This window comes from Bradyrhizobium sp. cf659 (genome assembly GCF_900113725.1).
Lineage (GTDB): Bacteria > Pseudomonadota > Alphaproteobacteria > Rhizobiales > Xanthobacteraceae > Bradyrhizobium.
Window position 1 is genome coordinate 393,801 of the sequence record NZ_FOQJ01000001.1, and the last position, 18,711, is coordinate 412,511.

The window sequence follows — 18,711 nt, forward strand, 5'->3', positions numbered from 1 at the left end:
TCAGTTGCACACGATCCGGTGCTTGACGGCATGCTTGGTCACGAAGCCGTAGCCGCAATTGTCGCAGGTCCAGAGATAGCTGATCATGTGGTCCGAGACGTAGGCGGATGCTTCGGCGGCGACCATGGAGTCGGCGCAGACCGGACAGGTGGGCAACTCGCTGCAACGCGGATCGCGGTTCGGCGCGACGGTCGACAACACTTCAGCAACTGCTGACATCGTGGTGACCTCCCAGCTTTGAGACGTAAGTCTAACATAAGCAGAATCACTTGACGAGGTCGCAACACAAAAGCGTTGGTTTTCTGATATTTGTATCTCACGTGATTTTGCGATGCAGCGTATTTAACATGTGCCGCATTGCTGCTTGCGTGTCGCCGCAAGCTGTCTCTAACTGCGTAAAAGCTGCGATCAGCGCGCCAATTGTCGTCACAGGGAGTTCATCATGGACGCATCGTCCACCACGGGTGCAACGCACCAACCCGGCCGCGGCCGGATCTATGACTCGATTGTCGAGGCTTTTGGCGACACGCCGATCGTGCGATTGCGCCGGCTGCCGGGCATGCACGGCGTGAACGCGACGATTTTGGCAAAACTTGAATATTTCAATCCGGCCGCGAGCGTGAAGGACCGCATCGGCGCGGCCATGATCATCGCCATGGAGAAGGCCGGTATCGTCAAGCCGGATACCGTGCTGATCGAGCCGACCTCCGGCAATACCGGCATCGCGCTCGCCTTCGTCGCCGCCTCGCGCGGGTACCGGCTCAAGCTGGTGATGCCGGAATCCATGTCGATCGAACGGCGCAAGATGCTGGCCTTTCTCGGCGCGGAGTTGGTGCTGACGCCGGCCGCACAAGGCATGAAGGGCGCGATCGCCGCCGCCGAGGAGCTTGTGAAGACGACGCCGAACTCGGTGATGCCACAGCAGTTCAAGAACCTCGCCAATCCCGAGGTGCACCGCCGTACCACCGCCGAGGAGATCTGGAACGACACCGGCGGCAACATCGATTTCTTCGTCGCCGGCGTCGGCACCGGCGGCACGATCACCGGCGTCGGCCAGGTGCTCAAGCCGCGCAAGGCCTCGTTGCGGGTGGTGGCGGTCGAGCCGGAGGAGAGCCCGGTGCTGTCAGGGGGGCAGCATACGCCGCACAAGATCCAGGGCATCGGCGCGGGCTTCGTCCCTGATATCCTCGACCGCTCCGTGATCGACGAGATCGTCAAAATCAACTCGACCACGGCGATCGAGACCTCGCGCGCATTGGCGCGGCACGAGGGCATTCCGGGCGGTATCTCCTCGGGCGCTGCGATCGCCGCCGCGCTCCAGATCGGCAAGCGGCCGGAAGCTGCGGGAAAAACCATTCTGGTGGTGGTGCCGTCGTTCTCCGAGCGGTATCTTTCGACGGCTCTGTTTGAGGGAATCTAGGACATGGCGGATCTACCGAGGCGGCCGCGCACGCTTGGCGACGCCAGGACCGAGGCCGAGGCGGCGTTCAAGAAGGTGACGGCCAAGGTCGCCGCGGCGCCGCCGAAGCAGAACGTGGCGCCGGGGGTCAAGGAGCAGGTCACGCTGCGCATCGACCAGGACGTGCTGGAGTTCTTCCAGGAGGGCGGCCCCGGCTGGCAGGACCGCATCAACGAGGCGCTGCGGAAGGCGGCGGGGAAGTAGGCTACAGCCGCCGGATCTGGTTGGTCGTTCGAAGGCCGATGCGCCCGGGATCCGCGCAGCCAGCTCAGAGGACCTGGGACAGAAACCGCTGCGTGCGCTCGTCCTTGGCCGCCGTGAACAATGTTTCCGGCGGCCCGTGCTCGACGATCACACCGCGATCGGTGAAGTAGACGTGATCGGCGACCTCGCGTGCGAAGTTCATTTCATGGGTGACGAGGAGGCATGTCATCCCATCCTCGGCAAGCTCTCGGATGGTCACCAGAACCTCCTTGACGGTTTCCGGGTCGAGGGCGGCCGTAACTTCGTCGAACAGCATGATGTCCGGCCGCATCGCCAGTGAACGGGCAATGGCCACGCGCTGCTGCTGTCCGCCCGAGAGTTCGCCAGGATAGCTGTCCTCCTTTCCTGCGAGCCGCACCTTGGCGAGCAGCGCTCGGGCGCGCGCTTCGACCTCGGCGCGTTTCTGGCCGAGCACGTGGATCGGCGCCATCATCACGTTCTGGAGCGCCGTCTTGTGCGGGAACAGGTTGTACTGCTGAAATACCATCCCGACCTTGCGCCGAAGTGCCAGCTTGTCGAGCCTGGGATCGGTGACCTCGATACCTTCGATTTGAATGCTGCCGGACGAGATCGGCTGGAGGGCGTTGATACAGCGGATCAGCGTGGACTTCCCTGATCCCGACGGGCCGATGATGCAGATCACCTCGCCCTTCTTCACCGACAGGCTGATGCCCTTCAGAACCTCGAGAGCGCCGAACGATTTTCTGACTTCAACGCATTGAACGATGGGCTGATCCGGAGTCCAGGTCGCGACCATGCTCTGCTCCCTCAGCGCACGCGGAATCGACGCTCAAGACGAGCGGTCCAGAGGTTGATCGGATAACAGTAGAGAAAGAAGCACAGCGGTGCGAAACCGTAGAGCGGCGCGAACAGTTCCGGTCTGCCACCTTCGGCAGCATGCACCTGCGCCGTCAGCGTGAGCATTTCCGAGACGCCCACGATCGATGCAAGCACCGTCGCCATCGCGACCAGGGCATAGATGTTCATCCAGGGCGGCAGCATTCGCTTGACGCATTGCGGCAGCATGATCAGCCACATGGTCTGGCGTCGTGTGAATGACAGCGATTCAGCCGCCTCCCATTGCGTCGACGGAATGGACCGCACGGCTCCGCGTACGACCTCGGCGACGTTCGCCATGACGGGCAGGGCGAAGCCCACGGTTGCCTTGATCCAATCCGGCAAAGGGATGGTCGTGTTGAAGATGGTGATCTGGAAGGGCACCAGAAACATGACGAAGAACAACAACACCAGCCAGGGCGCGTTGCGGAAGAATTGAGTTACGAACCAACTCGCGGTGGCGAGCAACCGGTACCGTGACAACAGGGCCAGACCCAGGCCGAGACCGGCGACGGTGCCCAGCAGCATGGCGAGCAAGGAGATCAGGATGTTGAACGCGAACCCTCGCAGCAGGAGCGGCGACCATTTCACGATGACCTGAAGCGGGGACAGCATCGTCGGTGCGGTCTGCGCCCATGCCGTGGACGCAGCCATCATGACGCAGAAGCAGAGGATCGCCGCGGATAGCGGGCTGATCCGAACGGACATCGGGGTCGGTGCGAGACGATACGGCAGAAGGACGGCAAGCCTGTGCACGGATTCGGCGGTCTTCATCGTGCATACCCGGGAATGTGCATTGCCCGCTCCCAGCGATGCATCAACCAGACGAGGACACCTACGAGAATGCCATAGGTCGCAAGCAACACGACCATCATTTCGAAAACGTTCTGTGATTCCGACCAGATCTGCTTGACCGCATACAGCGTCTCGGGAACGGCGATCGCGTAGGCGAGCGTGGTCGTCTTGAGCAGGTTGACGAGGTTGTTGTTCAGTGCGGGAAGGCAGACGCGAACGGCCAGCGGAAGAACGATGTGGATGTAGGCCTTGAAGCGTGTGTATCCCAGCGCCTCGGCGGCTTCCACGGTTGTCCTCGGCACGGCCTCGATGCCGGACCGGAAGATCTCCACGTTGAAGGCGGCGGCAAACAGTGACAGCGAAATGATGGCCCACTGAACGTTGCTCAGCAGTGGAACGCGCATGCCCGCCGTCTCGACGGCCGGAAGCATGGTGCCGAGCCCGAAATAGAAAAAGAAGATCTGGACCAGCGGCGGCGTGTTGCGGAAGACCACGACGAAAATATTGACGGCCAGCCGCAACAACCGGGACGGGCTACCCTGCATCAAGGCACCTGCCGCGCCGATGACCAGGCTCAGCATGATGGTCGTGACGCTCAGAAACAGCGTCATCTTGAGTCCGCCGAGATAACGGTCCCAGTCGTACGCATCGTAGAATACGGAGAAATTCAGCCCCGTCGATTCATAGAGGCGCTGAAACCAGTTGCCGATTGCCTGCATTTTGCGCGACACCGAATTGTTGAGGCAATCACCTCGGATCAGTGCATTGGCTTGACCTCTTCGGAGCGCGAGATGGATCCGGCGCTCCGCTTCACGCGTCTATTTGTCCTTGTATTGCTCGTGCATGAGGAGTGAATACTCGGTCGGCGTAATGCCCCACTTCTTTTCCGCTTCCACGATGAGGCCGGTCTTCATCCAATCCTTTGTCGTATCTTCGAGCAGCTTCTGAAGGCTGGTATTCTCCAGCGCGACAGCGATCATCCATGGCGAAGGCAGAACACCTTTCAGGGGAAGGGCGTAGTCCGTCTTCCACTCGTCCTCGAGCAACTTGCCTTGCAGGAAGGTCTGATCGTAGAGGTAGCCGATGCAGTTGCCCTGCTTCATGGCGAACAGAGGCTTCTCCGATCCGTCAAACGCAACAATTTCGGGGCCGTAGGATTTGGCAACGTCCTTGTTGTACCAGGCCCCCGAGGTTGCACATACGGGTTTTCCCTTGAGCTCGGCCCAGTCCTTGATGCCGGCCTTCTTGTTGAGAAGTATGTTCACATAGTCCGAATAATACAGAGGCTCGATGGCTTGAACGACGCGGCGGCGTTCCGGCCTGTCCGACATGGTCGCGATCAGCAGATCAACCTTTCCCTGCTGAAGAAACTCGATTCTGTTGGACGCCGCGACCGGAACGAGCTCGAGCTTGACGCCGAGGCGCTTGGCAATATCGGCGGCAAGATCAGGCTCGATGCCGACCACATTTCCGGTGGGATCGCGGTATCCAAAAGGCTTGTAGTCTGCCTTGACGCCGACGTTCAACGTGCCGCGCTGCTTGATGGCATCGACGCCATCGGCCGCTTGAGCGCCGCCAAGCATCAGCAGCGCCGCGGCACCTGCCATCATGGACCGAAGCACATTTCTCATGGGACGACACCTCCAGGATTGCAATCACGACGCGCGCCGCGCGTATTCTTTGCGTTACAAGGTTCGTGCCAAACGTCACGAAAAACGGGACACGGAGAATGGAGTAAGGTCGATCGAGCTTCGACCATCGGCCATCATCTGGGCCACGACGTTTCCGATGCCGGCCGAGTGCTTGAAGCCGTGACCGGAGCACGCCGAGACGACAAAGACTCTGTCCTGGTCGGGATGCCGGTCGATGATGAAGCCGCGATCGGGTGTTGTCGTGTAGAGACAGGCGGCCGCCTGCGCGACGCGTGGCGTGGCGCCTGCGAGCCGCCCCTTGACGTGCTGCCGGTACATCTTGGCCGACTCCGCCGGATCGACGGTGCGATCGACGGTATCGGCCGTCGTGCTCGTCTCATACTGCTCGGTCGCCACCTTGATGCGATGATCGCCTGGCAGTGGCGGGAAGCCGTAGAGGTAGTCGACATCCGTCGCGCCATGCATCCAGATGAACACGGGGGCGTTTGCGCGATACGCGCTCACGTCATCGAGCTCGTACCAATGAAGCACCTGACGCTTCACCGTGAGCAAACGATCAAACGGCGGGCCCAGCAGGCGAGCATTCCAGCCGCCTGCCGACACGACCACCTGGTCCGCCTCGAAGCTGCCTGAGGACGTCTCCACACGAACGACGGAGCCGGCCTGGGCGATCGAGAGAACTTCGACCCCCGTGCGGATCATGGCTCCGAGCTGCTCCGCGCGCGTCAGTTGCGCCTTGATGCAGTTCTCCGGAAGAACGTATCCCCCGCCGGGCTCGTAATAGGCCTTCTCGTTGCCCTCGAGGTTCAGGAACTGCGGGAAGCGATAAGCCACCTCTCGCCCGTCGATCACTTCATGGGCGATGTTGAAGTCACGAGCTGCCGCAATCGAACGGGCGACGAAATCCGGCTTGCCGTGGTGCGACGTTTCGCCGACGCCGGGCGCCATGACGATGACGCCGCACGGGTTCATGAGCGGGACGGACGTCTCGGATTCGAGCTCACGCCAGATCCGGTGCGTATCCAGGACCAGGGGCACGTAATCGCGGCCTTCACCGACGGCCTGCCGGGTGATGCGGGTTTCACCGTGGCTGGATCCCATCACGTGGGGAGGGGCGAAGCGATCGACGCCGACCGCTTTGACCCCTCGCTTCGCCAATTGATAGAGGGCCGCGCTGCCCATGGCACCGAGGCCGATCACCAGAATGTCCGTTCGCTCGCTCATGGATCGGGACTGCTTAATTGTTAGGACAGCATAAAATCTGCTTTCAAATGCGGCCCTCACACAAGGATAATTCATGGAATGAAGAGAATTTGCATCCCTATATGACTTCTGCTTAAGTCATCGAGATGCAGCCACCCGTTCCAGACCTGCGAAGCCTGCAGATTGTCGCTGCTGTCGCCGACTCCGGCAGCATGCTCGAGGCGTCCCGCCAATTCGGGATGACGCAATCCGCAGTCTCTCAGGCGGTCCGGCGTGCCGAAGCCGCGGTCGGCGTCGCCTTCTTCGACCGGAGCCGCAGGCCGCTCACGCCGACCCGGGCGGGGCGCATCCTCGCCGACCGCGTTCTCGATCTGAACCGCGACTTCGACGTGCTTCTCAGCACGCTCCGGGCTGCGGCCGAATAGTCCGCGCGCGTTGATCTCAGGCTCGGGCTCGTCGATTCCTACGCGGGCACGGTCGGTGCGCACCTCGTCAAGGAGCTCATGACGGGTTCGATCGCGCTAAGCCTGTCCGCATGGTCGGGTCTTGCTCATTCTCATGCTGAGGCCCTGGTTCGTCGCATGATCGACGCGGCGATCACATGCGATGCCATGGACGATCTGTATGATGTCGAGCGTTTCCCGTTCTACCGCGAGCCGTACCTGCTCGTGGTGCCGCGCGGACTGGAAGCCGAATTTGCCGACCTCGACTTGCGCGAGATCCTTGTCCGGCATCGTCTGGTCCGGCATAGCGAACGTTCCTATGTCGGTGCCCAGGTCGAGCGTCATCTCAGCCGTTTGGGGATTCGCCCGCCACGGGCCTTTGAGTTTGACACCTCGGACAGCTTGGTCGCCATGGTCGCTACCGGCATGGGCGTGGCGATCACCACGCCGCTCTGTCTGTTGCAGGGGCTCGCTCACGCCGCTCAGGTCAGCGCGCTCCCGCTGCCGGGTCCTGGATTTTTTCGCGAACTGCTTCTGGTGACCCGCCGGGGAGATCTCTCATCACTGGCGCCGCGCATCGCAGAGATGGCTCGGACGAGCATTACGACGCAGGCGATGCCGCGCATCCGGACGCTCGTGCCCTGGTTCACCCAGGATTACTAGACCGGCAGGAAAAAGCCCGGCGCGAGCCGGGCTTTTGTATTTGGTGTCTGATCTCGCCTCAGCGGCGGAACATGCCGCCCATCATGCCGCCGACGACACCGCCGACGAAGGCCGCGCCGGCTGCATCGCCGGCGTTGTTGCGTTGGGGAGCTGGTGCCGGCGCGCTGCTGCCTGCGGGGGCGCTGGCGGCGCGCCGAGCCGCCTTCTGGCTGTTGTCGCTCGCGGTCGGCGGGCCAGCCACGACCTCCGAGAGCAGCGCCTTGTGCTGAAACTTGTTGAGGTAGCCGGACGACGGATAGCCGCGCGCTGCCTGCCAGCGCTTGAGCACCGACCGGGTTTCGTCGCTGAAGACGCCGGTCTGCTTGGTATCGAAGCCGAGCCCGGAGAGACGACGCTGCACGTCGCGGCGCTGGCTCTTGTCGAGGCCGATCTGGTCCTCGGTGAGCTGAGTGGCTTCATCGGTAAAGGTGGCGGGATCGACGCCTGCGTTGAGCGTGCGGGTCGTCGTCGACGGGCCGCTCTTGATCGCGGCAAGCCGCGCCAGCGCCAGCGCCTTGAACTGGCCGTTCGGATAGGCGGAGAGATAGGCGTTGAGTTCTTCCGGCTTGTTGGACTCCTTCACGGAGCGCCAGTACTCGAGCTCGACACCATCAGAGCTGCCGGCCGTCGCCGCCGGCACGCTGCCGGAAGCGGTCGGCGCGGCATTGGCGACCTGGGTCGTCGGAGCCTGGTTGAGATAGACGGCGCCGATCAGGTTGGTGTGGCCCCAGGGAAGCTGGCCCTTGCGGGTCTCTTCATTGACCTGGGCGCGGACCGACGTCATCGCCTGCTGGATCTCGATGCCGGGCTTGGTGATGTTGTCGATCAGCGCACGGGTGAACGGGCTGTTGTTGCCCTCCTGGCCGTCGAGCGCGGTCTGGCCGGGGCCGGTTGCGAACGCGATCAGCGTGCCTTCGCCGGACTTCATCTCGGCAAGGCCGCTCTGCACGTTGACGCTGCGGGTCGCGGAGTTCGACTTGATCTTGGCGGCGAACGGATTGTCGCGGCAGGCATCGAGGAAGACGAGCTTGACCTTGGCATCGCCCATGGTCTGCTCGAGTGTGAGGTCGATGTTGATGGCAGCGCCCAGCTTGACATCCATCTCCGACTTGATGTCGGCGTCAACTGGCAGCAGGTAGTTGGTGCCGCCGACGGCGATGCCGTGACCGGCATAGTAGAACAATGCGATGTCGGAGCCCTGCGCCTTGCGGCCGAAGTCGAGCAGCTTTTCCGTCATCTGGTCGCGGCTGAGATTGGACCCTTCGATCACATCGAAGCCGACATTGCGCAGCGTTGCGGCCATCGCCTTGGCGTCGATCGGCGGGTTCGGCAATTGCGCGACGTTCTTGTAGGAGCCGTTGCCGACGACGAAAGCCACACGGCGGTCGGCCTTCGCGGCACTGACCGACAGTGCCATGCACATCAGCGAGGCGATGAGGGTGAGATAGCGCATCTGAAATCCCCAGAATCGAATTGCAGGCAGCAACAAATTGGCGGCGAACCTACACGAAAACGCCCGGCTTCGCGCTAGCGAAACGACCGTTCGCCCAACCCATTGCTTCGCGGCCGAATGTGCACGATGGGATGCCCCCTCCAACGTGATCCAGATCACTCTCGGCCACTTTGTTTTTGTCGCGCGAGGCAGCGCGCAGGTTCACGGCGCGCGGGCCGGAACCGGGGCGGCTGGCTTCAGATTCAGGAGGTTGCCGAACAGGATCAGCGCCGCCCCGAGCACGGTCCAGCCGTCGAGCCGCTCTGAATACAGCAGCCAGCCGGCCGCGGCGGTGAGGGGAACCCGCAGGAAGTCCATCGGAACGACCACCGTCGCGTCCGCGTAGCGCATCGCGCTCGCGAGGCAATAATGTGCAAAGGTGCCGCAGACCGAGATCACGCCCACCCAACCCCAGACGTAGGTGGGCGGCCAGGCCCAGACATAGAGCGTCGGCAGGAAGCCTGCGACCGACTGCACGACCAGCATCCAGAACAGGACCGCCAGCGCGCTCTCGGTGCGGGTGAGCGATTTGACCAGTGCCATGGACACGCCGAAGCCGACCGCCGCGCCGAGCGCGATCAACTGGCCTTGATTGATCTCGCCGGTCGCGGGCCGCACGATGACGATCACACCGACGAGGCCGAGCACGATCGCGGCGATCTTCCACGATGTCATGCGTTCGGACAGGAAGCTGGCGGCGAGGATCGCGGTCCAGATCGGCATCGTGAACTCGATCGCCACCACCTGGCCGATCGGAATCACCGTCAGCGCAAAGAACCAGCCGAGCTGCGAGACGTAGTGGATCAGATTGCGCGCGATGTGCTGCGGCAGGCGCGTGGTCTTGAGCGTCGCGAAGCCGCCGGCGCGCCGGATCATCGGATAGAGCAGGCAGAGGCCGATCAGCGAGCGCACTTCCATGACCTGGAAGACGTTCATCTCGCGCACGGCCTCGCGGCCCGCGACCGCCATCACCAGCGTCAGCGATAGCCAGCCGGCCATCCACAATGCAGCCATCGTCTTGGACGGAGGAGTGGTCATTGGCGCGGGATACAGCAGGAACGTGCGTTGGAGGGCAGGCCGGTATCGGCGACATCAATACGGTTTGCAACGGCCAAAACTGCGGATGCAGCGATGCGCGGGTGCGTGCTAAGGGAAGGTCAACGAGCGAAATGGGAGAAACAGCTCATGCATATCCTCCAGCCGGCCGAATGGAAAAAACCGCGCGGCTTTTCCCATGGCGTCGTGGTCGAAGGACCGGGCCGCTGGGTGGTGCTGGCCGGGCAGACCGGCGGCGACGAGGCGGGCGACTACGCCCCTGACATGGCGGCGCAGGTCGACGTCGCGCTGAAGCGGATCATCAAGCTCCTGGGCGAGGCCGGTGCCGGCCCCGAGCACATCGTCCGCCTGACCTGGTACCTGACCAGCCGCAGCGAATATGAAGCCGCAGGTGCCGGCATCGGCGCGGCCTGGAAGGAGACGCTGGGACGCAATTTCCCGCCCTCGACGCTGCTCTATATCGGAGGCCTCGTGGACGACCGGGCCAAGGTCGAGATCGAGGTGACGGCGTTCGTTCCGAGCGCATAAAAAAATCGATCCGGCCTGGGCGCCGGATCGATTGTGACGTGGCTGTATCGGCTTAGCGCGACAGCGAGATGTTGGCGCCGCGGAACTGGCTGTCGGCCTTCAGCGAGACCGTCTGCTTGGTGCCGCTCGTCCTCAACACGAGATTGGCGTTGAAGCCGGCCGCGCTGACGAGCAGTTCGTAATTCCCGCCGCCGCCGCGGCCCTGGAGCGAGCCGGAGATGTTGCGGCTGGACTCGGACCAGCTTCCGGTGATGGCGCTGCCCTCGGCCCTGACGTTGGCTCCGAGGTTGAACTTGTAGGCGTCGCTGGCGCAGGTCAGCGACATCTCCATTGTGGGCCCGATCGGGGCGTATTTGGCCCGGCAACGGATCCGTTCGGTGGAGCCGTCATCCAAGGCGACTGTGCCGCCGCCGCTCCAGTTGCCCGCGAGCGGGGCAAACGGGCTGGATTGGGCCTTGCTTTCAGTGTTCGCAAACGCTGCCGCAAGCAAAACGGCGGCCGCGATCAGCAGCCGCCGGCCTCCGATGCGAGCCTCAGTTGGTTTATTGGCGCGATGCTTCCCACCGCCCGCTGCACGGTATGCCTGCAGATGCTCCATTCCACTTCCCCGATCCGGCGTTGCCGCTGAGTTGACCGTTGGCATATGCACCATTGATCGAAACTTTCACAAGACCCTCCCGGCCGATGGTGCCGGAAACGTTAGCGCCGGGCGCGGTGATCTTGCCGTCGGCAACCGTCAGCATCGAGCTCGCGGTCGGTTCGCAGGAGCCGGACTTGGTCACGATGGTGACCTGCCAGTTGCCGTCATAGGGGGTCTGGGCGAAGGCGGAGGCAGCGAGGGTGCCGGCGAAAACTGAAGCGGCACAGAACGCCGCGATGCGATCAAAACGCATGAATTCCGTCCTTGAATTTGTCTGATATGCTGACGCTTATTCGGGCGAAATGTGACGGAAATTTGTTGCGATGCCAAATCGAAAATTGTTCCTGTGGAAACAATGGTTTATTTGTGTTTTTGACTCCAATTTTCCAAGCAGAATCAATGCGGCTTCACATTAAGGGTAAACGTCAGGCCAGACTCGGTGCGGAAGTCGCGAACTGCTCGTCCTGGGTCTTGGCCGGCAGTGCCTTGTGAACTTTGACGTAGTCGATCACGTCGGCCAGCAATTTGAGCCCGAGCGGGGCGAGCGCGCGCTCCCAGAGTTCGCGGGCGGTCTCGCCCTTCTTGACGAAGCACCAGTCCTGCGCGGCGATGGCGCCGGCGTCCATGCGGTCGGCGAGATGATAGATCGTGCCGCCGGCGATCGGATCGCCTTCCTTGATGGTCCATTCCACGGCGGCCTTGCCGCGGTGACGCGGCAGCAGCGAGGGGTGATAGCCGATCCCGCCGAACCTGGCCGCGGCGAGCGCATCCCTGCCGATCCGGGCATGGCTGTGGGCCGTGATGATCAGATCGGTGTCGGGGGCGATCTCGGAGGCCACCACCAGCTTCGGATTGGCCTGCACCACCACCTCGATGCCGGCAGCCCTGGCCGCAGCGGCCAGGCGATCCTCGGCGTCGGTCACGACGACCCGTGCGACCGCGATGCTGTGCTCCCGGAGCATGTTCAGGGTGGTTACGCCGAAATGGCGGGAGCCGACGAGGGTGATGCGCATGGGTGTCCGATCCGTCTCGCAACTGCGTCATACCCCCGATAACACGTCCGGACGCCGTGTCACCACCCGCGGGCCATTTGCGCCGGTTATCAACAATGTGCCGGGCGCGGGACACGATGAATTCCACGATTGCGCCACCGACCAGCGTTGCCGCACGGCCACGGTCGGACGGCAAGTGATGGATGCGACGGTTCCTGTGTTTCATTTCGAACAGTCAAGGAATTCATACCGCCGTTAGAATGGCGATACCGGGGCTGGCGACATTTCAACCCGCATCCGTTTTCGAACCCGGCTTTGGCCGCTGGCCTGATCGCCAGCGGCCTTTTCATGCTCGGCGATCGAGAAATCGTCTGACGGTAATACGTTCTCAACCAGCCTGGCGTATCGACGAATCCGTCGCGGATTTGTATTGCGTACCGCGACACCGAAAATGTCCCGCCGGCGTGGGTGCGCCGTGCGGGCCTTTTCGCCGGGACCGATTTCATGCCGAGCGCGATTGAGCAGATCGTCGACATCTATGTCCGACTGAAGAACCGGCGCGGCCTCGACCAGCTGATGATGCACCGGCAACGGCTCGCGGTCGATCTGAAGAGCAGGTCGGGCTATGATTTCAGCCTGCCGATCAGCCAGATCGACGAGGAGATCGCGATCATCGAGGCGGGCCTCAGCCGGCTGAAGGCGGCGAACTCCACGGCAGCCTAGCGCGGCTCAGCGAGGTGAACTCTTGCGCGGACCGAGGGCGCTGCGCATCGTCGCTGGTCGATTGCGGTTCATACGTGGTTCAGCCCGGCCATGTCTCTATCGGCAGGTCATTGCGTGGGACACGAGTCCGGCTAGGCCTGGCCCGGCGATTTGGAGGAGACGTCATGATCGAGCTTGCGCTGGCTGGCCTGATTGCGTTTGCAAGCGCGCCTGCGGCATCGCCGGCGCCCGTCGTGGAGCAGGTCCAGTTCCGAGGTGGTCCAGGTGGGCAATGTCCGGAGGGGTATGATTTCAACCACTCGAACGGCCGTTGTTATCCGAACAACTATCATGCGCCCGGCTACTACACGGCTCCCGAGCCGACCTACCGACGCGAACTCTGTCCGCAAGGGTACGACTACAATTATTCCAACGGCAATTGCTATCCGAACCGCGCGCGGGCCCCCGGCATGTACGGGCAACCCGAGTATGGGCGCCGCGGCGGACTTTGTCCCGAAGGCTACGACTACAATTATTCGAACGGCAATTGCTATCCGAACCGCGCACACGCCCCCGGCTTGTACGGGCGTTAGGACTTCCCGCCGTCGATCACCGTGAACAGTGGCCGGGCCTTGGTCGGTTCGACCAGTAGTTCGTCGACCATGGCGCTCGCAGCCTCGACATACTTCCGTGTCGGCTTGTCCAGGGGCCTCAGCGCCTCGTCGTCGAGCGCGACCTTGGCAGCCTCGACCAGCTTGCGCATGCGCTCGGCATGGTCGTCGCCCGCGGTCAGCGTCGCGCGGGCCAGCGAGCGCAGCACGAACAGCTCGCCTTCGAGGCGGAGCAGGCGGTCGTTGAGCCTGGAGAGGACGGCGTTGAGGTCGGCCATGGCACGTGTTCGTTGCGGTAGATCCATCCTGATCTAGCGGCGATCGGTGAACGGAGTGCAAACGGCATCGACGCAATTGGGGCGATCCCCTTCAGGCCGCGTTCCGCGCCAGATAGTCGTGCGCGAAGGCGAGATACCAGTCGAGGCAGGCGGGATTGGCCATCGCCTCCTTGTTGATGACCTTCTCGACGGGGTGGCCGAGCAGCAACTTCTTGATCGGCAGCTCCTGCTTCTTGCCCGACAGCGTGCGCGGGATCTCGGCGACGGCGAAGATCTCGTTCGGCAGGAAGCGGCGTGACAGGCCGGCCTCGATCGCCTTGTTGATCTTGGCCTGCATCGCGTCGTCGAACGCGACGCCGTCGCGCAGCACGACGAACAGCGGCATGTAGCTGTCGCGGCCGAGATATTCGAGGTCGACGACGAGGGAGTCGAGCACCTCCGGCAAGGCTTCGATGGCGGAATAGAGCTCGCTCGTGCCCATGCGCAGGCCGTGCCGGTTGATGGTGGCATCGCTGCGGCCGTAGATGACGCAGGAGCCGTCCGGATTGACCTTGAGCCAGTCGCCGTGCCGCCACACCGGCCCGCGGCCGCTGCCGTCGAAATTGTCCGGATAGGTCTCGAAATAGCTGGAGCGGTAACGCACGCCGTCCTCGTCGTTCCAGAAATAGAGCGGCATCGACGGCATCGGCTCGGTGCAGACGAGCTCGCCGACCTCGCCCGTGACGGCGCGGCCCTGTTCGCTGAAAGCTTCGACGGCGGCGCCGAGCAGGCGGCACTGCATCGCGCCCGGCGTCTGCGGCAATTCGCGGTTGCCGCCGATGAACGCGCCGGCGAAATCGGTGCCGCCGGAAATGTTCGCCCACCAGATGTCCGCCTGCGCCTTGCTGCCGTTGGTCTTCGACAGTGCGGCGAAGCGGTCGTTGAACCAGGCTTGCGTGTCGGCGCTGAGCGGCGAGCCGGTCGAGCCGAGGCAGCGCAGCCGCGACAGATCGCCGGCGGCGGCGAGATCGATTTCGGCCTTGGCGCAGTTGGCGAAGAACGCCGCGCCCGCGCCGAAGAAGGTCGCTTTCGACTGCGCCACGAAGCGCCACAGCGTGGTCCAGTCCGGCTTGTCCTTGGTGCCGCCGGGGCTGCCGTCGAAGATGCAGCAGGTGGTGCCGCTGAGCAGGCCGCCGACTTGCGAATTCCACATGATCCAGCCGGTCGAAGAGTACCAGTGATAGCGCTCGCCGAAGGAATTCTGGTGATAGGAGCAGCCGATGTCGTTGTGCAGGCCGAGCAGCGCCAGCACCACGATGACGATGCCGCCATGGCCGTGCACGATCGGCTTGGGCAGGCCGGTGGTGCCGCTGGAATAGACGATCCAGAGCGGATGATCGAACGGCAGCCAGGCCGGCTCGAACGCGTCGATCACCGCGCTTGTCCTCGCGACAATCTCGGAGAGCAGGGCATCCGGTGCGGCAGGCGCGCCGGCCTCGCTGTGCAGGATGACATGCGCGACCGTGGGCAGCGATCGCCGCAGCTCGGCGACGATTGCGCGCCGGTCGTGCTGCCGGCCGGCATAGGTGACGGCGTCGCAGGCGATCAGCACCTTGGGTTCGATCTGCTTGAAGCGGTCGATCACGGCGGGCGCGGCCATGTCGGGTGCGCAGACGCTCCAGACCGCGCCGATGCTGGCGGTCGCGAGAAACGCGATGATGGTCTCGGGGATGTTGGGCAGATAGGCCGCAACGCGGTCGCCGCGCTTGATGCCGTTATCCTTCAGATGCAGCGCGAGCGCGGCCGCCTTGCGCCGCAGCTCCGGCCAGCTCGTTTCCCTCAGCCTGCCGTCCTCGCCACCGCTGACGATCGCGGGCAGGCCGGCGGCGTCGGCCGCCTCGACATGCCGGAACACCTGCCGGGCATAGTTGATCTGTGCGCCGGGAAACCAGACCGCGCCGGGCATCTTGCGCTCGCTGATCACGGCCGCAAACGGCGTCGGCGATTGCAGATCGTAATAATCCCAGATGCTGCGCCAGAAGCCGTCGAGATCGCGCACCGACCATTGCCGCATCTCTTCGTAGCTGCCGAAGGCGAGGCCGCGCTGCTCGGCGAGCCAGTTGCGATAGAGGGCGATCTGGGGAACGAAGGGGGCGGTCATTGCGTGTCGGATTTGGTTGCGGGGAGGGGGAGTGTAGCGGGTGTCGCTGTGGAGCAGAAGCCGCGGCTCGCGCACGGAGCTCTGACAGGGCTAATGGGGTTCGGCTTTTGCCAGGACGACGTTGCAGAGATCTCAATCCGCGCTTCAACATACTCGTCATTGCGAGCCAACGGGGCCGCGCTGTGCGCGGCCCGATGACAGGCTCCGCGAAGCAATCCAGAGTCCCTCCGCTGCGGCAGTCTGGATTGCTTCGCTGCGCTCGCAATGACGGAGTGTGGGCGAGGGCGCAACTCAGCCTCGTGTCCCGGACGCGCTGCAACGTCCTTCACGTTGCGGCGCAGAGCCGGGACCCATGCTCAGCGAGGGCTCTGAAAGATGGGCCCCGGCTCGGCAGCGCACCGTCGAAGAGACGCTGCGCTGCGTCCGGGACACGGAGAACCTCGAGCGGTTCTTCAAACACTGGACACACCTCCACCTTCTCGCGGCGCATGTCGCCCGAGTTTTACCTCTAGCATTGCCCTTATCGAGACAAGGGCGCAGGGAAGGCCGGGCGCCGGCTGGCACCCGCAGGTCCGTGCGCTACAAAAGATGCACACGGGGTGGACCACAGGTGATGCCGGTCGCCCGGCCTTCCCTGCGCGAATGGTTTTAACGGTGTCCTTCGTGCTCTCCTCGGGGAGCGATGCACTATTGCCCCCGTCGGCTCGCGGATGACTGATGCGCGCGCCCGGTTGGGCGCCACACATCACCACGAGACTTGACGCACAGACCCCGGGCGTCAGGACCACACGACTTCGCCGTCCGCGCACGTCCTCGCTGGGACTTCGAGAGCTGGCGTGTGCTCGCGCCCGAAGCCATGCGAAGACGCTGTCGGCGCCGTGTCGTTCGCGCGAAGGCAATTGCTCACGGTTTCCCGCCCTGCAACGCTGCTCGCGCCCGACGCCGTCGCGTCCATCGCTGCCCGGCCCGCGGTTCGTGACGATCGCGATCCGCCCCTTGTCTCGGGCCAGGGTGTCCAGTGTGTACGATAAATCCGAATTTCGGTAAAGTGGAATATATTTGCGGCGGCGGGTTGACAGGCGGAATGGGATTTTGTGCGGGTGTTTTGCCCGACGGGCGAGGTGCCGCTCCACCCAACGCCGTCATGCCCCGGGGCATCCACTACGCCGCGGCGTCTCTGGATCACCGCGCTGTCTCTGGAATACTGGATTGCCCGCCTGCGCGGGCAATGACAGCGAGGGGATGGCATGGCCGGAGTGTTTCGCGAGGGTGTCGCCTACCACCCGACGCCGGCCCAGCGCCGGCCGAACACCGGCGGCCTCGTCTTCACGGCTTGCCAGCCGAAGAAGTGATGGTTGCCGGACCATGCGTGCACCACGCCGCTGCAGATTCGGCATTTGAAGCTGCCGGAATGCGCCTCGCTGTGCTCTTCCCGGGTCGCGGTGTAGTTCATGCTGCAACCGCTGCAGGTGAATTCTTCGATCGTCCAGATGCTGTTGGCCATTGCACGGAATGTTTCTTGGGACCTCGGTGCACGGTAGGGGCGGGCCTTTGCATCGGCGTAAACCGGCGCAAGGAAATCCGGTTAATCGCCGTTAGCCAAACCGGGCCCGCCCCTTGCGGGATTTTCCCGGGTGAGGGCCGGGCGCGGGCCCGCCTCGTCTTGACGCCCGGCCCGTGGCTGGCAATAACGGCTTGCCCGTGCAAGAGCCGGAACCCGCGTCGATGCCGCAAGGAAGGTCGTGCCCGTGAAAAGTCTCCGTCAGCTCCTGACGGGAGAGGACATCATCCAGCTCGTGATCCGGCTCGGCCTGCTCGCCCTGCTGATCATCTGGACCTTCCTGATCATCCGTCCGTTCGTGCCGATCCTGGCCTGGAGCGGCGTGCTCGCGGTCGCGTTCTACCCGGCCTTCAGCTGGGTCGCCAAGATCCTCGGCGGGCGGCCCAAGACCGCGGCGGCGATCCTCACCTTGATCACGCTCGGCATCGTCATCGGCCCTGCCACCTGGCTCGGCATCAGCGCGGTGGACGGCGCGCGCGAACTGGCGCACCAGCTCGGCACCGGCGATCTCGCGCTCCAGTCGGCGCCGGAGCAGCTGAAGTCGTGGCCGATCGTCGGCCCGTGGCTCTACGAGCTCTGGGACCAGGCCTATACCAACATCCGCGCGGTGCTGCGGGAAGTGGCGCCGTATCTCCAGCCGCTGGCGGGGCCGCTCTTGTCGCTCGCGGGCGATGCCGGCGTCGGCACGCTCCAGTTTCTGGTCTCGGTGTTCGTGGCCGGCTTCCTGTTCCCGCATGGACCGAGGCTGGTTGCGGCCGGCCGCGGCTTCCTGTTTCGCATCGTGCCCGAGCAGAGCGAGCATTTCCTGGGGCTCGCCGGCGCGACCATCCGCGCCGTGGCGCAAGGCGTGATCGGCGTCGCGATCGTGCAGGCACTGCTCGCCGGCATCGGCTTCAAGCTCGCGGCCGTGCCGAGCGCCGGGCTTCTCGCCTTCCTCGTGCTGTTGCTCTCGATCGTGCAGATCGGCGCCTTCCTCGTGCTGCTGCCGGTGATCATCTGGATCTGGACCGCCAAGGACGTCACCACTGCGCTGCTGCTCACGGTGTTTCTCGTCCTGGTCGGCTTCATCGACACCATGTTGAAGCCGCTCGTGATGGGGCGTGGCCTGACCACGCCGACCATCGTGATCTTCGTCGGGGTGATCGGCGGCACGCTCGCCCATGGCATCGTCGGCCTGTTCATCGGGCCGATCATCTTGTCGGTGGCCTGGGAGATGATGATGGCCTGGATCAGGACGGAGGATCGGGCGGAGGCGGGCGCGAGGGCGAACAAAGGCTGATCTCGCGCCCTCGGTCCGCTGCCTGTGATCAAGGCGCGTCCCGAACTTGTCTATCCGACTAGACAAGTTACGATTGG

The 18,711-nt window shown here is 63.8% G+C and carries 21 protein-coding genes and 1 pseudogene; 7 read left to right on the forward strand and 15 right to left on the reverse strand.

The genetic code is table 11. From position 1 onward, the window contains the following. The gene (locus BM118_RS01935; protein ID WP_092181494.1) at window positions 1-219 is read right to left on the reverse strand and encodes a hypothetical protein; all 219 of its coding nucleotides are present in this window, start codon (window positions 217-219) and stop codon (window positions 1-3) included. 223 nt (window positions 220-442) lie between these two features. Here BM118_RS01935 and cysK point away from each other — a divergent pair, with 223 nt between their 5' ends. After that, window positions 443-1,420, forward strand: a complete 978-nt coding sequence (cysK, locus tag BM118_RS01940) for a cysteine synthase A (RefSeq protein ID WP_092181497.1) — start codon at window positions 443-445, stop codon at window positions 1,418-1,420. A 3-nt stretch (window positions 1,421-1,423) separates the two neighbouring features. Further along, entirely contained in the window at window positions 1,424-1,663 is a 240-nt protein-coding gene (locus BM118_RS01945) for a BrnA antitoxin family protein (RefSeq protein WP_092181501.1), read from the forward strand. Window positions 1,664-1,727: 64 nt separating this feature from the next. Here BM118_RS01945 and BM118_RS01950 read toward each other — a convergent pair whose 3' ends face one another. The 6 genes from BM118_RS01950 to BM118_RS42725 all read right to left on the reverse strand — a co-directional run bounded on the left by BM118_RS01950 (window position 1,728) and on the right by BM118_RS42725 (window position 6,698). Beyond that, complete coding sequence (locus tag BM118_RS01950; RefSeq protein ID WP_027546656.1) at window positions 1,728-2,480, reverse strand: amino acid ABC transporter ATP-binding protein; 753 nt, start codon at window positions 2,478-2,480, stop codon at window positions 1,728-1,730. A gap of 11 nt (window positions 2,481-2,491) precedes the next feature. After that, window positions 2,492-3,268, reverse strand: coding sequence for an amino acid ABC transporter permease (locus tag BM118_RS01955; protein WP_441299749.1), 777 nt, complete (start codon window positions 3,266-3,268; stop codon window positions 2,492-2,494). A gap of 62 nt (window positions 3,269-3,330) precedes the next feature. Then, window positions 3,331-4,074 carry an amino acid ABC transporter permease gene (locus tag BM118_RS01960; RefSeq protein WP_092181508.1) on the reverse strand — a complete coding sequence of 248 codons (744 nt, stop codon included), beginning with the start codon at window positions 4,072-4,074 and terminating at the stop codon, window positions 3,331-3,333. A 99-nt stretch (window positions 4,075-4,173) separates the two neighbouring features. Beyond that, entirely contained in the window at window positions 4,174-4,986 is an 813-nt protein-coding gene (locus BM118_RS01965; protein WP_092181511.1) for a transporter substrate-binding domain-containing protein, read from the reverse strand. Window positions 4,987-5,061: 75 nt separating this feature from the next. After that, window positions 5,062-6,231: an N-methyl-L-tryptophan oxidase gene (gene solA, locus BM118_RS01970; protein WP_092181513.1), complete on the reverse strand. Its 1,170-nt coding sequence runs from the start codon at window positions 6,229-6,231 to the stop codon at window positions 5,062-5,064. 71 nt (window positions 6,232-6,302) lie between these two features. Beyond that, the gene (locus BM118_RS42725; RefSeq protein WP_441299744.1) at window positions 6,303-6,698 is read right to left on the reverse strand and encodes a hypothetical protein; all 396 of its coding nucleotides are present in this window, start codon (window positions 6,696-6,698) and stop codon (window positions 6,303-6,305) included. A gap of 12 nt (window positions 6,699-6,710) precedes the next feature. Here BM118_RS42725 and BM118_RS42120 point away from each other — a divergent pair. After that, window positions 6,711-7,316 (forward strand): annotated as a pseudogene (locus tag BM118_RS42120) (LysR family transcriptional regulator substrate-binding protein); the annotation flags it as partial. A gap of 58 nt (window positions 7,317-7,374) precedes the next feature. Here the strand turns inward: BM118_RS42120 and BM118_RS01980 are convergent. Together BM118_RS01980 and BM118_RS01985 are read right to left on the reverse strand one after the other, a co-directional pair. Then, window positions 7,375-8,808 carry a caspase family protein gene (locus BM118_RS01980; protein WP_177233950.1) on the reverse strand — a complete coding sequence of 478 codons (1,434 nt, stop codon included), beginning with the start codon at window positions 8,806-8,808 and terminating at the stop codon, window positions 7,375-7,377. A gap of 201 nt (window positions 8,809-9,009) precedes the next feature. Continuing rightward, the gene (locus tag BM118_RS01985) at window positions 9,010-9,885 is read right to left on the reverse strand and encodes a DMT family transporter (protein ID WP_092181519.1); all 876 of its coding nucleotides are present in this window, start codon (window positions 9,883-9,885) and stop codon (window positions 9,010-9,012) included. 147 nt (window positions 9,886-10,032) lie between these two features. Here BM118_RS01985 and BM118_RS01990 point away from each other — a divergent pair, with 147 nt between their 5' ends. Continuing rightward, the gene (locus tag BM118_RS01990; protein WP_092181522.1) at window positions 10,033-10,431 is read left to right on the forward strand and encodes a RidA family protein; all 399 of its coding nucleotides are present in this window, start codon (window positions 10,033-10,035) and stop codon (window positions 10,429-10,431) included. Window positions 10,432-10,483: 52 nt separating this feature from the next. Here BM118_RS01990 and BM118_RS01995 read toward each other — a convergent pair whose 3' ends face one another. The 3 genes from BM118_RS01995 to BM118_RS02005 form a co-directional block, all read right to left on the reverse strand. Next, entirely contained in the window at window positions 10,484-11,029 is a 546-nt protein-coding gene (locus BM118_RS01995; RefSeq protein ID WP_177233951.1) for a hypothetical protein, read from the reverse strand. Further along, on the reverse strand, window positions 10,974-11,324 hold the full coding sequence (locus BM118_RS02000) for a hypothetical protein (protein WP_092181528.1): 351 nt from the start codon (window positions 11,322-11,324) through the stop codon (window positions 10,974-10,976). The genes BM118_RS01995 and BM118_RS02000 overlap by 56 nt, the downstream gene beginning before the upstream one ends. Window positions 11,325-11,496: 172 nt before the next feature. Continuing rightward, on the reverse strand, window positions 11,497-12,084 hold the full coding sequence (locus tag BM118_RS02005) for a formyltransferase family protein (RefSeq protein ID WP_092181530.1): 588 nt from the start codon (window positions 12,082-12,084) through the stop codon (window positions 11,497-11,499). Window positions 12,085-12,567: 483 nt separating this feature from the next. Here BM118_RS02005 and BM118_RS02010 point away from each other — a divergent pair, with 483 nt between their 5' ends. Both BM118_RS02010 and BM118_RS02015 read left to right on the forward strand, forming a co-directional pair. Next, window positions 12,568-12,786, forward strand: a complete 219-nt coding sequence (locus BM118_RS02010; protein ID WP_092184191.1) for a hypothetical protein — start codon at window positions 12,568-12,570, stop codon at window positions 12,784-12,786. A gap of 164 nt (window positions 12,787-12,950) precedes the next feature. After that, window positions 12,951-13,358, forward strand: a complete 408-nt coding sequence (locus BM118_RS02015; RefSeq protein WP_092181533.1) for a hypothetical protein — start codon at window positions 12,951-12,953, stop codon at window positions 13,356-13,358. Here the strand turns inward: BM118_RS02015 and BM118_RS02020 are convergent. The 3 genes from BM118_RS02020 to BM118_RS02035 all read right to left on the reverse strand — a co-directional run bounded on the left by BM118_RS02020 (window position 13,355) and on the right by BM118_RS02035 (window position 17,298). Beyond that, entirely contained in the window at window positions 13,355-13,654 is a 300-nt protein-coding gene (locus tag BM118_RS02020) for a hypothetical protein (protein WP_092181536.1), read from the reverse strand. The genes BM118_RS02015 and BM118_RS02020 overlap by 4 nt on opposite strands. 91 nt (window positions 13,655-13,745) lie before the next feature. Further along, complete coding sequence (locus BM118_RS02025) at window positions 13,746-15,794, reverse strand: acetoacetate--CoA ligase (protein ID WP_092181539.1); 2,049 nt, start codon at window positions 15,792-15,794, stop codon at window positions 13,746-13,748. Window positions 15,795-17,070: 1,276 nt separating this feature from the next. Further along, window positions 17,071-17,298, reverse strand: coding sequence for a hypothetical protein (locus BM118_RS02035; protein ID WP_092181542.1), 228 nt, complete (start codon window positions 17,296-17,298; stop codon window positions 17,071-17,073). Window positions 17,299-17,536: 238 nt separating this feature from the next. Here BM118_RS02035 and BM118_RS02040 point away from each other — a divergent pair, with 238 nt between their 5' ends. Further along, on the forward strand, window positions 17,537-18,634 hold the full coding sequence (locus tag BM118_RS02040) for an AI-2E family transporter (protein WP_092181545.1): 1,098 nt from the start codon (window positions 17,537-17,539) through the stop codon (window positions 18,632-18,634). The last annotated feature ends 77 nt before the right edge of the window (window positions 18,635-18,711 follow it).

Excerpts from the sequence above, each read along its gene's own strand:
- BM118_RS01935 (WP_092181494.1), bottom strand. The coding sequence starts at position 219 with ATGTCAGCAGTTGCTGAAGTGTTGTCGACCGTCGCGCCGAACCGCGAT.
- cysK (WP_092181497.1), top strand. The coding sequence starts at position 443 with ATGGACGCATCGTCCACCACGGGTGCAACGCACCAACCCGGCCGCGGC.
- BM118_RS01945 (WP_092181501.1), top strand. The coding sequence starts at position 1,424 with ATGGCGGATCTACCGAGGCGGCCGCGCACGCTTGGCGACGCCAGGACC.
- BM118_RS01950 (WP_027546656.1), bottom strand. The coding sequence starts at position 2,480 with ATGGTCGCGACCTGGACTCCGGATCAGCCCATCGTTCAATGCGTTGAA.
- BM118_RS01955 (WP_441299749.1), bottom strand. The coding sequence starts at position 3,268 with ATGTCCGTTCGGATCAGCCCGCTATCCGCGGCGATCCTCTGCTTCTGC.
- BM118_RS01960 (WP_092181508.1), bottom strand. The coding sequence starts at position 4,074 with ATGCAGGCAATCGGCAACTGGTTTCAGCGCCTCTATGAATCGACGGGG.
- BM118_RS01965 (WP_092181511.1), bottom strand. The coding sequence starts at position 4,986 with ATGAGAAATGTGCTTCGGTCCATGATGGCAGGTGCCGCGGCGCTGCTG.
- solA (WP_092181513.1), bottom strand. The coding sequence starts at position 6,231 with ATGAGCGAGCGAACGGACATTCTGGTGATCGGCCTCGGTGCCATGGGC.
- BM118_RS01980 (WP_177233950.1), bottom strand. The coding sequence starts at position 8,808 with ATGCGCTATCTCACCCTCATCGCCTCGCTGATGTGCATGGCACTGTCG.
- BM118_RS01985 (WP_092181519.1), bottom strand. The coding sequence starts at position 9,885 with ATGACCACTCCTCCGTCCAAGACGATGGCTGCATTGTGGATGGCCGGC.
- BM118_RS01990 (WP_092181522.1), top strand. The coding sequence starts at position 10,033 with ATGCATATCCTCCAGCCGGCCGAATGGAAAAAACCGCGCGGCTTTTCC.
- BM118_RS01995 (WP_177233951.1), bottom strand. The coding sequence starts at position 11,029 with ATGGAGCATCTGCAGGCATACCGTGCAGCGGGCGGTGGGAAGCATCGC.
- BM118_RS02000 (WP_092181528.1), bottom strand. The coding sequence starts at position 11,324 with ATGCGTTTTGATCGCATCGCGGCGTTCTGTGCCGCTTCAGTTTTCGCC.
- BM118_RS02005 (WP_092181530.1), bottom strand. The coding sequence starts at position 12,084 with ATGCGCATCACCCTCGTCGGCTCCCGCCATTTCGGCGTAACCACCCTG.
- BM118_RS02010 (WP_092184191.1), top strand. The coding sequence starts at position 12,568 with ATGCCGAGCGCGATTGAGCAGATCGTCGACATCTATGTCCGACTGAAG.
- BM118_RS02015 (WP_092181533.1), top strand. The coding sequence starts at position 12,951 with ATGATCGAGCTTGCGCTGGCTGGCCTGATTGCGTTTGCAAGCGCGCCT.
- BM118_RS02020 (WP_092181536.1), bottom strand. The coding sequence starts at position 13,654 with ATGGCCGACCTCAACGCCGTCCTCTCCAGGCTCAACGACCGCCTGCTC.
- BM118_RS02025 (WP_092181539.1), bottom strand. The coding sequence starts at position 15,794 with ATGACCGCCCCCTTCGTTCCCCAGATCGCCCTCTATCGCAACTGGCTC.
- BM118_RS02035 (WP_092181542.1), bottom strand. The coding sequence starts at position 17,298 with ATGGCCAACAGCATCTGGACGATCGAAGAATTCACCTGCAGCGGTTGC.